The 12,127-nt window shown below is 44.6% G+C and carries 11 protein-coding genes; 3 read left to right on the forward strand and 8 right to left on the reverse strand.

The features are described 5' to 3' along the window. Positions 1-110: 110 nt before the first annotated feature. The 5 genes from H5073_RS14840 to H5073_RS14860 all read right to left on the reverse strand — a co-directional run bounded on the left by H5073_RS14840 (position 111) and on the right by H5073_RS14860 (position 6,623). On the reverse strand, positions 111-845 hold the full coding sequence (locus H5073_RS14840) for a phosphotransferase (protein WP_182680345.1): 735 nt from the start codon (positions 843-845) through the stop codon (positions 111-113). A 209-nt stretch (positions 846-1,054) separates the two neighbouring features. Beyond that, a complete protein-coding gene (locus H5073_RS14845) occupies positions 1,055-1,225 on the reverse strand; it encodes a Trm112 family protein (RefSeq protein ID WP_182680346.1) in 171 nt (56 codons plus the stop codon). 12 nt (positions 1,226-1,237) lie between these two features. Next, the gene (lpxK, locus tag H5073_RS14850) at positions 1,238-2,272 is read right to left on the reverse strand and encodes a tetraacyldisaccharide 4'-kinase (protein WP_182680347.1); all 1,035 of its coding nucleotides are present in this window, start codon (positions 2,270-2,272) and stop codon (positions 1,238-1,240) included. Next, positions 2,273-4,075 carry a lipid A export permease/ATP-binding protein MsbA gene (gene msbA / locus H5073_RS14855; RefSeq protein ID WP_182680348.1) on the reverse strand — a complete coding sequence of 601 codons (1,803 nt, stop codon included), beginning with the start codon at positions 4,073-4,075 and terminating at the stop codon, positions 2,273-2,275. Between the two features lie 40 nt (positions 4,076-4,115). Further along, on the reverse strand, positions 4,116-6,623 hold the full coding sequence (locus H5073_RS14860; protein ID WP_259394911.1) for a DNA internalization-related competence protein ComEC/Rec2: 2,508 nt from the start codon (positions 6,621-6,623) through the stop codon (positions 4,116-4,118). A 32-nt stretch (positions 6,624-6,655) separates the two neighbouring features. On the opposite strand from H5073_RS14860, the gene H5073_RS14865 reads away from it, so the two are divergent. Next, positions 6,656-7,159 carry a DUF2062 domain-containing protein gene (locus tag H5073_RS14865; protein ID WP_182680350.1) on the forward strand — a complete coding sequence of 168 codons (504 nt, stop codon included), beginning with the start codon at positions 6,656-6,658 and terminating at the stop codon, positions 7,157-7,159. Between the two features lie 52 nt (positions 7,160-7,211). Here the strand turns inward: H5073_RS14865 and H5073_RS14870 are convergent, their stop codons facing one another. Next, positions 7,212-8,048: an ABC transporter substrate-binding protein gene (locus tag H5073_RS14870; RefSeq protein ID WP_182680351.1), complete on the reverse strand. Its 837-nt coding sequence runs from the start codon at positions 8,046-8,048 to the stop codon at positions 7,212-7,214. Positions 8,049-8,234: 186 nt separating this feature from the next. After that, the gene (miaE, locus tag H5073_RS14875; protein WP_182680352.1) at positions 8,235-9,044 is read right to left on the reverse strand and encodes a tRNA isopentenyl-2-thiomethyl-A-37 hydroxylase MiaE; all 810 of its coding nucleotides are present in this window, start codon (positions 9,042-9,044) and stop codon (positions 8,235-8,237) included. Between the two features lie 299 nt (positions 9,045-9,343). Here miaE and H5073_RS14880 point away from each other — a divergent pair, with 299 nt between their 5' ends. Together H5073_RS14880 and H5073_RS18400 are read left to right on the forward strand one after the other, a co-directional pair. Further along, entirely contained in the window at positions 9,344-10,027 is a 684-nt protein-coding gene (locus tag H5073_RS14880) for a TetR/AcrR family transcriptional regulator (RefSeq protein WP_182680353.1), read from the forward strand. Further along, positions 10,014-11,342: an efflux RND transporter periplasmic adaptor subunit gene (locus H5073_RS18400; RefSeq protein ID WP_259394912.1), complete on the forward strand. Its 1,329-nt coding sequence runs from the start codon at positions 10,014-10,016 to the stop codon at positions 11,340-11,342. Before H5073_RS14880 ends, H5073_RS18400 begins: the two co-directional genes overlap by 14 nt. Positions 11,343-11,438: 96 nt before the next feature. Here H5073_RS18400 and H5073_RS14890 read toward each other — a convergent pair whose 3' ends face one another. Beyond that, on the reverse strand, positions 11,439-11,999 hold the full coding sequence (locus H5073_RS14890) for a hypothetical protein (protein ID WP_182680354.1): 561 nt from the start codon (positions 11,997-11,999) through the stop codon (positions 11,439-11,441). Between the last annotated feature and the right edge of the window lie 128 nt (positions 12,000-12,127).

Genomic DNA, 12,127 nt, shown 5'->3' on the forward strand with positions numbered 1-12,127 from the left:
ATCGTGCGCTAACCTTGGATGTCAGCACGAGCCAAACCAGACAAAAAAAGCTTGCCTTAGGGCAAGCTTTTTTCATTTCGAATCGCAGTATTAATTTATATCAAGCGTATCTAGATGCACTCAGGCGTTTGTCTAAAATGCCACAGCACCCAGTAGATAGGTTTTAAATCTTTACCACCAACATCACGAAACGGTCTTGCAATATAATAAAGCCATTGCCAATTAGCGACAAAAGCCTTGGACTTCTGCCAAATAGCTTCACCGCCATGTCGACGATACTGACTTATGGCCTCAGAAATCATCTCACTCTGTGGCCCTAAATAGCGATACAAGCTATGAATATAAATGAGTAAATCCCTAATTTGCTGCATAAACAAGCTCTGTTTCGCTTGATTGGCTTCAAAATCAATAAACTTAACTTCCCCAGCCTGCCAGCTAATGTCTCGCAGTGCTGGGCGCCCGTGGGCTAATGACATGCTATGGAGCTTGGCTAACGCTTGGCTCGCATCATTTAGAATGACTTGTAGCTGTTCATGGGTGGTTTCACGACTGCCTAACCACTGCTTGAGGGTTTTACCCGCATCGGCGACCACTAAATAGTCATCACCGCTATCCATTAATAAAGGGACAGCTGCGCCCTGAGCATTGAGTTGTGCAAGTAATTGGATTTCTTTTTGGATTGAAGCGTGGGGGTTGGCTTTTAATACCCGCATCGCGCCCTGCAGATGCTCAGTCTGTTTAAGCCAATATCCTTTCCCTTGATATTGGAAAAAACAAATTCGCTCACCCAAGTGCTGTTCACGCACTCGAGCGACCATTTGTTTAAAATCATCTAGCGGCAACATAGTTATACTCCTTCTACGAAGGACATAATTATCTTTTCAAATATTAATAGATGCAAGCAAACGATTGTAACTTAATACTTTTTCACGATTAAAGCCAAACGTGGCAACCAAAGAAAAGTCACCTGGTAACAATAAATACACAGATCAAACTATTTATTTACAAAAGTTTAAGCCCCTTGCGTGTTTTAATTAACGCTGAAATAAGAGAGTTAATCTAAAGGTTGAGCTCGATTTTCAAGCAATACAGGGATCCCTTCAGTAATAGGAAAAGCCAGTTTATCGAATTTACAATTTAGCGTTTGCGCCTGCTTATCAAACTCAAGTGTACCTTTACACACAGGACACGCCACTATTTCTAATAATTTTCTATCGAATGCCATATTACAGTTTCCTTAAGGTTTTAGCGGCATTAACGGCGCTAAGCGAGCCAATAATGCGTTATCAAAATCTGGGTTTAGTTTTGCATTTACTGGCAAATACCACCAGTTATCTCTAGCAAAATCACGGCATTTAACCGCATCTTTTTCGGTCATAATAAGCGGGTAATTCCCAGCGAAACTCATTAGTGTTTGGGCATCAAATGCTTGATGATCATTACAGGCTAAGGTGTGCTTAAGGCTATAGCCTTGGGCTTTAAGGCTATCAAAAAAACGCTCAGGATTACCAATGCCAGCCATGGCGACCACGGGCTGCTGTTTATCTAACTCAGGAACACTTAAGCTAACAGCATCGCGCGCCAATGACGTATCACAAGCTGTAACCGCAGCTCTGACTTCTAATAATGGCTGAGGTTCAAGCTGCATCAAAACTTCATCACCTTGAACTTGACCGCCATTATTAATCAGCCAATCTATGCAATTTAAGCGCCATAACCCTTCACGTAATGGTCCCGCTGGTAACAGATTGCCATTACCAAAACGCCGCGCACCATCAATAATAACCAGTTCAATATCGCGAGGTAATCGGTAATGCTGCAGACCATCGTCACTGATGATGACATCAATATCATGATGAGCTTGCAATAAACCTATCGCAGCCAGTCTGTCTGGTCCTACAGCCATTGGCACTTGAGTTCGCGCCACTATCATGGCGGGCTCATCACCAACATCGCCAGCCTTTGCCCTAGCATCAACCAGCTTAACCCCATCTATCTTCACTCCGTAACCACGGCTTATGACACCAGGGCGATAACCCTGACGACGCAGTAGTTCAATAAGGTAGATGACCATGGGCGTTTTACCGCTGCCGCCAACCGTAATGTTGCCCACTATAATCACAGGCACACCTAAGGCCTCAGACGCCGGTGGGGCGCCTACAAATTTTCGCCGCCTCAGACTCGAAATTAACCAAAACAAGGCCGACAACGGCAATAATAGCCAAGCAATGGGATGCGATCCATACCAAATTTTATTTACCCAGCGCTGCATTTATTCGCCAAACTGCATTTGATACAAACCGGCGTAGGCGCCTTTTTTCTCGATAAGGCTGGCATGAGTGCCCCGTTCGATAATCTTGCCTTGATCTATGACTAAGATTTCATCGGCGCTTTCTATGGTTGAAAGCCGGTGAGCTATCACAATTGAAGTGCGGTTATGACGTAAATTATCAAGCCCAAGCTGGATGGCTTTTTCTGACTCAGTATCAAGGGCTGAAGTCGCTTCATCTAAAATAAGCACAGGTGCGTCACGGAGCATGGCCCTTGCAATAGCGATACGCTGACGCTGGCCGCCAGACAACAACACGCCGTTTTCACCCACTTGGGTGTCTAAACCGTCAGGAAGTTGTTCAATAAACTCCATCGCATGGGCAAGGGTTGCCGCCTGAATAATCTGCTCACGGCTCACCTCCCCTGGATAGGCGTAAGCAATATTATTGGCGATAGAATCATTAAATAAGGTCACTTGCTGAGACACTAACGCCACCTGTGAGCGCAGCGACTTAAGTGAATAATCATAAATACTGACATCATCAAGGCGAATATCCCCTTGCTCAAGGCCTGTATAAAAACGGGTAATAAGGCTTGCCATGGTTGACTTACCAGAGCCTGAACGGCCCACTAATGCCACTGTTTTTCCCGGTTTCACTTCAAAGTCTATGTTGTTTAGTGCAGGTCTTGCTTGCTCTGGGTAGCTAAAGGTCACCTTATCAAAACGTAAATGACCTTTTACTCGCTCAACCTGATGCACGCCAGTATCTGACTCTGGCAAGGTATCAAGTAATTCAAATACCGTGGTACAGGCAGCAATACCGCGCTGAAATTCAGCATTAACTCTGGTTAAGTTTTTAATCGGTTGCAACATGGCGAGCATAGCGCCTAGGATTGCCGCAAAGGTGCCTGCGGTAAGCTCAAGCTTCATGCTATCTAAGCTTGCAGCATACAGCACAAATGCTAAGGCAAAAGAGCCAATAATCATGATCACCGGCTGACTGACAGATTGTGCCATGGCAAGTTTCATATTTTGATAGCGGTTTCTATCATTAACTTCAAAAAAACGTTTACTTTCCGTTTCCTGACCGCCAAATGACAACACATTTTTATGGCCTTTAATCATTTGTTCCGTGGTGGCGGTCACACCGCCCATAGCCGACTGAATTTGCACTGACACTTTACGAAAACGCTTGCTGACAACACTTATCACCACCCCCATTAACGGGCCTATGACTAAGATGCACAGTGACAATTTCCATGAATAGAAAAACATCAGCGCCAACATACCAATCACAGTGATACTGTCACGGACGATAGAAATTAAGGCACTGCCTGAGGCTCGAGCAATTTGCTCGGTATCAAAGGTCACTCGTGAAATCAAATTGCCGCTATTTTCTCTGTCGATATAGCTCACTGGCAAACGCAGGTAATGTTCGAACACTTGTTGACGCATATCCATAATAAGCTGGGCGCTTAAGAATGAAATACAGTAAGTGGAGACAAAGTTTGCCACCCCGCGCAGGGTAAACATGCCAATCACCACAAAAGGCGCCATCAACATCACATCTTTATTGGCGCTAAAGCCGCCACTTGTGGGCAGTTCAACCCCAGCAACAACCGTGGGCGTTTGACTAAAACCTTCATCGATAAAAGGTTTGATAAAAGCAATGAAAGCCGCATCAACAAGACCGTAAACAATCAAGCCTAAAATTGACAGTGCTAGCATGCCTTTCATCGGCATAACATAGGTCATCAGGCGTTTAAATACTGTGCTCATTTCATTTTTTGGGGATGCTGTCATGGGATCCATTAACACTGAATTGCAAAATAAGGTGTGCATTCTACTCTGGTTTTTGGCTCGAACCAAATCTAAACACTTGGTTGTACCAAAATGGTGCAAGCTCGGTGCGATAGCCGCGAATATCAATACCATCACGGCGAAAACTCAAGCTAATTTGCCCCAGTTCTCCGGTAATATAAGTGTCAATGCCCAGCTTATGGTATCGATTTAACACTCGGGCTTTAGGAAAACCATATTGGTTGGCAAATCCAGCACTAAAAATACCGATATTGGCACCCACCGCTTGCAAAAATGCCTCGCTAGATGACGTATTACTGCCATGGTGCGGCACCAATATGACTTCTGCGCTCAAGGGGGCGCCTTGTTGCAGCAACTTAAATTCTCGCAGCGCTTCAATGTCACCAGTAAGAAGCACCCGTCCATTGTCATTGCCAAGCCGTAATACACAAGAGGTATTATTGTCTTTAGGCTCAGCGACGGCGCCCATTAACTCAAGAGTCAACCCTCGCCATCTCATTGGTGGTTGTTGGCAGCTTTTATGGGCAAAACGCTCAATATCTGTTATCACAGTCATCAAAGGAAAAGCGGCCATTAACACCTCTGCCCCACCTGAGTGATCGTTATCATCATGGCTTAATACTAAGTACTCAAGATGCGCTATCCGCCGCGCAGTAAGAAAAGGCAATATCACCCGCTGAGCATAACTAAAGGATGGCCCATAAGCGGCGCCAGTATCATAAATAAGTCCGTATTCACCTTGCTGGACCACAATCGCGCTTCCCTGCCCTACATCCAGCACATGTAACTGCCAATTCTTGGTGCTGAAGGCTTTATCACAGCACTCACTAGACCCTAGCGTTAAGACAAGCGTCAGCAATAGCGGTAAACCTAAACTTAACGCCAGTGCACGCCAAAGCCAAGTTCTCACATAGCACACTAATGCACAGCCCAGTAAGCAGAAAATCCCTTGCACAACCGTCAATGAAGCTAAACTCACTTGTGCCCAAGGCAGCTGTGCGCTGGCATCTAAAATCCACAGAAACGGCGCTATACTTAACTCTGCCAAATAAAATAGCCTTGGACCCACGCTCAAGCTAACGTCTTGGGTAGGCCCCCAGATATTGGCGACAACATCGATACTCTGGAATGCAAAAACATTAAATAACAGTGACTGTGCTGCGATAACAAGCCAATACACTAATCCGCAGACCAGCCAGAGGATAAAACTGACTATGGTCACAGGAATAACCACGAAGCTAAACCAAGGCACGAACAATAAATTAAGCCAAATGCTGTGCAGCGCCGCGGATCCAAATAACAGTAATTGCAATAATCCAAGCCCTAAAGCAAGTCGCCACTGAATACGCCATAAGCTTACGGAAAATTGCATTAGTGATCCCTTCGCCCGTACCCAGCCCTCATGCCACAGTTGCCCAGCCACTTGAGCGGTTTCTTGCTCAGAGTCCAGTTCAGTTTCTCGCTCAACCTCCTCAGCGCTTTGGTTTTCATCGCTTAGCCGATCGCTGCCTAAGCTCAAACTCAGTAAAATAATGCTTAGTGCAGTAAATGACAGCCAAAAACCTGCACTTAACGGCGCAAAAGGGTCAAACACTAATACTGCAAATAAGGCTAAGAGTAACCGCTCCCAAGGCGAGCTAAATTGGCGCAGCAAACTCAACACCACCAATAGCAATAACATAATGACGGCCCTTTGAGTGGCAATAGCAAAACCTGCTAAATAGCCGTAACCCAGCACACCCACTAATGACGCCAACATCGCCATTACCCAGTTACGGCGACTTTCACAGGGTATACACCATACTAAAAATTTCAGGGTGACAAACAGCAGCAACCCAAACACCACGCTCACATGCAAACCAGAAATCGCCACCAAATGCCCAGCCCCAGTACGCCTTAATGCCTGCCAGCGCTCTGGGGTTATGGCGGTTTTATCTCCTAATAATAAGGCTTGAAGAATATCGCCACCGTTAAGCTGCAAAAGTACTGGTCTTAGCGCCCCGAGTAACTGCTGGCGTACGCTCAATGCCTGCTTAAGGAGATGTCCCTCTCTAACATTGCCCCTTGCTGCTATATGCAGACTGAGCCAATATTTTTGTTGGTTAAACCCGCCTTCATTAAGCAGGCTAGTAACGCCTTTCATTTTGGCGTTAAAATGCCACACTTGCCCCGCAGTTATCTGAGGTGGGGACCGCCAGCTGAGGCGATAAATCCGCGGGAACAACCTAAACTCTTCATCTATCACCTTTACATCGAAACTTATCCAGTCGCGCTGCTGGGTAACTAGTGATATTATCTTTGCATTAAACTTTCCAGGCTGAGAAACTCTTGACTCAAGCTGGTTAAATAATGAGTAAAAACAATACGAAAGCCAAAATGCGCCCATGAGTATTCCACAGGAAAAAGGTGACTTTCTCCTCAAGATAATGAGCATAATAAGCAATAGTGGCCAGCTCCATGGCGCAAATAATGTCGGCCAGAGTAAGCTTGATAATAAACAAGCGCAAAAGCCGTAAATAAATCCATTCATAGTGAATTAATTAAAGACAGCAATTGAGAATTATGCCAAAAAAGTTAATCCAACGATTTATGCCTAACCCTGCCACATTGCGTGAACACAAGCACCTGCGTATTTTTGGCAAGCTATTACACAAACCTAACCTATGGGCGCTCAATCGCAAATCGGCTCCTGGCGCCTTTGCGGTTGGCTTATTCTTCGCTTGGGTGCCGATGCCATTTCAGATGGTTGCCGCCGCAGGATTTGCGATTTTATTTAACGTCAACATCCCTGTGTCAGTGGCATTAGTCTGGATAACCAACCCTCTGACCATGCCAGTGATGTTTTATGGCGCCTATTTATTAGGTGCTAAAGTCATGGGGTTAGAAAGCCAGGAGTTTCATTTTGAAGCCAGCTGGCATTGGGTTGAATCATCCCTTACCACCATAGGTCCGCCTTTTTTGCTTGGCTGCGGCATATTAGCCATGATTTCAGCTGTAGTAGGCTATTTCGTGATCCAGAATTTATGGAAGTATTCAGTACTAATTAAATGGCAAAATCGCAAGTAGCAATTACGAGTAACAAGCGTAAACAGCCATCGTAAGTAGTAATAAAAGGTGTTTATCGCACGGGTTTAGATTTAAGTTCCGCCGCTGGCTCAGCGAGGGCACTGTGCTGGGATTCAAGTACCCCCTGATTGTAGATAATTCCGTGTTGCAATAAAATCTGACTAAAGCGTCCTGATACTTTAAGCGCGGCTAAGCCTGTATTTAGTGCCGCCATTTTATTAACTGCATCAGGGGCCGCTTTTGATACCCCCACATACAGGCCTTGTGTCGCCAACGCGACGTTGGCTTGAGCAAGTTTAGCTTTGCCATTGAATTCTTTGTCATTATTAATGATTTCACGAACAACAAACTCCTCCCCCACAACCGCGTCCACTCTGCCAAGCAGTAACATACGCACTAATTGGCCATAACTGGTTGCCTCTACGCGAGTAAAATCTTGGGATTTATCGAATTCAGGATTAACACTGGCGCCGCGCATGATGGCAATGCTCAGGCCTTTAAGATCTGAGATGTTGTGATAATCGATAGGCTTAGTTTTAGCAAAAAATAACGCCGTCTGGGATATTCCCAGTGGCTCAGAATAATGCAAAAAAACCTTTCTCGACTCACTAATGTAAAGCGGTGACATTGCATCAATTACACCTTTCTTCACCGAAATCAAGGCGCGATTGAAAGGTAAAAACTCATATTCCAGCTGATAGCCGCTGTCTATTAAGGCTTCATCCAATACCTGTGGCACCCAGCCCATTTTAGCTAATGTTTGCCCCGAGTGAGGAGCAAGTTCAGCACCCGTGATAGTGAATTTGTGATTATCAGCTGCGCTAAGATCAATACTAACGCCATAAGTTACGATAAAAATACACTTTACAATCAACAACCACTTATTCATTCAGTTTGCCTTGAGTTAATACTTTTAAATAACCATCCTTTTAATTACCGTCCTTTAATAACTACATTTTGAATTACCGTGCCATGGTTTTACTGCATTGGCTCACAATCGGCATAATGAGTATGCCACAAGAGTGAAGCTGTGAAAGCAAAATTGCTTGAAGGTGAGCCCCATCTGCTAATTGGATTAACAAGGCACACCACTGTGAAACCTAAACTCGTTATCTGGGTTTTGGATAAGCTTGGCCTCAATGGCGGCAAAAAATGCAATCCGCTGTTGTAAGTCAGCCTCAGTAATAGCGACGTGGCTCTTAGCGTGGGTATTCACCCCAGCCCTAATAATGTCACTGGCAAGGCTTAAATAGTCTTGATAATGGCGCGCTTCAGAGCGTAATAAAGACACATAAAATCGCCCCAGTTCATCATCCAAATAAGGCGCTAATTTAGCAAAACGCTCACAGGAGCGCGCCTCAATAAAGGCACCAACAATAAGCTTGTCAATTAAGGTTAACGGCTCGTGGGTACGCACATGAACCATTAATCCTTTGGCGTAATTACCGGCGCGTATGTTCTGATACTCAATATCACGCTTATCCATGAGTTCAAGTACTTGTTCAAAATGATGGAACTCTTCTTTAATGAGACGCACCATTTTAGTGAGTAAATCCTCGCCGATGGCAAGCTTGCCACTGACGCTAAGCTCACTGCTGATATCATTCTTTTTCACATCTCGAGCCAAAAATGCCTTGGCGTCTCGGCTATCTTGATACACAAAAGCCTGATAAGGGGCTGACCACGCCGTCAGGGCCGCCGCACTTTCCACGTCAATGGCGTATTTTCTGATCATAAACATCGCTGTTTGTGCCGCTTTTAGCTCACAATTGCAATGATCAATAAGCAAAGCACTAAGATTTTCTGGCTTTTTGGCCTCATCTATCCACGCTTGCGGTGTTTCACAGGCTAAAAAAGAGTAGATAGGGGCAAGTAGCTTATCCATGGTAATAACATCTTAAGGCTGAAATGGGCCGTTATGGTAACTCGTCTTAGGCTATTTCTGTAGTGTCTTTATCTACCCTTTGGATCAAGGCTAATAATCTCTCAATGTTAAGACTCACAACTTTGATGCTTATTTAGTTTATTCCTCAGATTGGCGGTTACGGGGAATTTTTAAGCTGCCTTTTTAATATCGACTATTCTAAGATAATTCATCAGTTGGAGAATTAATCATTTTATGCTGCAACTATTGAACCATGAAGCTCAAAAATAAAGCTTAAATATCAGTAAAAAGAGAACCCAATGAAGCCTAATACCGTTGAAAATCTTCCCCCTAAAAAAGCCAAGGTCGGGCGTCCCAATCAAGACACCCAGTCTCGGGAGCAATTAATCGTCGCGGCCAGGACCTTATTTGTCGAACGTGATTACGCCCAAGTGTCTACCCGTGAACTGGCTAAAATGGCCGGTACTGATCCCGCGCTTATTCGCTATTATTTTGGCTCAAAAGAAGGCTTATTTTCCACTATGATCCGCGAAACCGCGGTGCCGATTAAGCAGCAATTACGTCAGATAAATCGCACCTTAGAAACTGACGGCCCCGCAAGTTTCATGTGGACCTATTATCAAGTGATGTCGGCGCACCCGCACTTTCCACGGCTTATCTTTAAGCTCGCATCCTTAGATCAATCCCAAACCCACAATCAAGAATTAACCAAAGCATTCAATGAGATAATAAGCCTTGAAGACGTGTTGTTTTTTGACAAGCTTAAATCTCAGGGTTTACTAAGGGAGGATGTTGACAGCCGCTGCGCCCAATTAAGTTTTTTCGCCATGATGGTGTTCCCTTTTATTGTGCCTGATATTTTTCTCAATAAATTGGGCGTTGAAATCAATCCAGCATTTTTACAACAATTGTTTGAGCAAAACAGCAAACTGTTAGCACAGGGCCTGTTTAAGCCTGAGGAGAGCAAGCATGAACCCAAATAAAAAAGCCTTAGCCCTTTATGGCACCCTGTTGGGATTATTAGTGCTGGTTATTGCCATCGCCCTCAAGCCCTCACCGCCAGTAAATTTAAGTCACAGCCGCGCGGTATTGGTGGATACCATAGTGCTGAATAAAACCAGCCTAGCACCCAGCATCGAAGGCTTTGGCCGCGTCGCCCCTAAGCAGGCGTGGGATGCCATTGCCGAAGTCAGTGGCAAGGTTATCTATCGTCACCCGCAGCTTGAATCTGGCCGTATGCTGCCTAAAGGCGTAAAAGTATTGGCGATCGACCCGCTTGAATACCAGTTCAAACTCGCCCAAGCCCAAGCAGCGCTCCATTCCACTCAAGCCCAACTCACTCGCCTTGAACAGCAGCAACGTAATTTAAATGCCAGCCTCAAGATTGAAAGCCAAAAATTGGTGCTAGCCGAGCAAGAATACCAAAGAAAACTTAGTCTTAAGAAGCGCCAACTGGTTTCAAGCTCTGAGCTTGAAAGCCAAAACCAAGCGCTATTAGTGCAAACAAAAATGGTAGAAGACTTACAAAGTTCGCTTAAATTGCTGCCCGATGATACCAAAGTTACTCTGGCTCAGCTCAATGTCGATGAAGCCAAACTTCAAGATGCACAGCGAAAGCTGGCCCAAACGCAAGTTTTTCTGCCTTTTGAGGCGCGAATTGCGACGGTAAATGTAGAAATAGATCAAGTGGTCACCCAAGGGATGACCATGCTCAGCGCTCACAAGTTAGGCGCTGCTGAAATTAAAGCTGAAGTGTCCCTTAGTGATATGCGTACCTTAGTCAGTAGCCTAGCGCAGCTGCCAAAGGAGCCAAGCTTGCCATCGGTTGAGTTGTTGGATCTCAGTGCCACTGTCAATCTGCACATTGCCGACCATCATTTTCAATGGCCTGCCCAGGTTACCCGAATCGCTGAGCGGGTTGATCCCAATCAAGCAAGCCTTGGCTTATACCTTGAAGTGGCGCAAGACTATCATCAGCTGGATTTGCTAAAGAGCCCACCACTGACAATTTTGCTGGTGCAATATATTCGTCACCATGTGGATGAGGGTGATGATGTGACGGAGGCTGTGGTCAGTGCCAGTCGCGAGCGTTTTCGCGCGGTCATCTTAACGTCTCTCACCACGGCCGCAGGCTTATTGTCACTCCTATTAGAAACCAGCTTGCAGGCGCAAATCGTTCAGCCCTTGGTGGTATCCATTGTGTGCGGCATTTTTGCTTCAACCTTAATGGTGCTATTTGTGATCCCTTGTGCTTACGCCATTTTGGATGATTTCGATATGATGTCAAAACACCATTAAAGATGACCGCCACAAGCACCTTTAAATTAGCATATACCTAAGCGACCTCAAGATAGTTTCAGCATCTTGAGGTTACTAAACACCACAAAATACCCATTATGTGTAATTTTTTCCCTTGAGTACCAACTTAACTAACTCACCGATAGGAGTGATATATAGGCTTGCACCACCACTTGTGACATATTTTCCATAACTTTTGTAATCATCATTATCATCAACCACCACCGGTTCAAAATAAATATCAACTAACCCTGTGTTAATAAATGTATTTTCAGAATTAAAATCAATTGGTTGTGATGGCTCATTCGCAAACTCAAGAAAGTCGCCAATGAACATACTATCGATAATTCGACTAATTTTTAGAAATTGATTGTAAGTAATTTTCCCAACAAGAAACTCAGCGAAGAAGATGGCAACAATTTTACTAGTATAATGGTCTTCCGCCTTCTCTATTATATAGATAAGCTTATCTCCAACCTTTACTCTGTAGTCATCCGAACTATCAATTAAATCGATCATACTCCGGCGTTGTGCTACCGGAACGTTAGACAATTCAGAGAGGAAAGCAACAAGTTTTTTAGTGAACAATGCATCACGTATATTGCCAATAGCATTGATACTACCTACGATACTAGAAAGAATTGGAATATCTCTCAAAATACGAGGGCGTTCGAAATTCTGTGTCAGGTTAAGTTTAAATTTCGAGCACGCTGTCTAAACGTCCTTCAAAATAAATCGCTAACTGAGATAGACAAAGGCTCCAATTGTGAATGGGCATTGTCCAT

The sequence above is a fragment of the Shewanella sp. SR44-3 genome, assembly GCF_014163735.1.
Classification (GTDB): domain Bacteria; phylum Pseudomonadota; class Gammaproteobacteria; order Enterobacterales; family Shewanellaceae; genus Shewanella.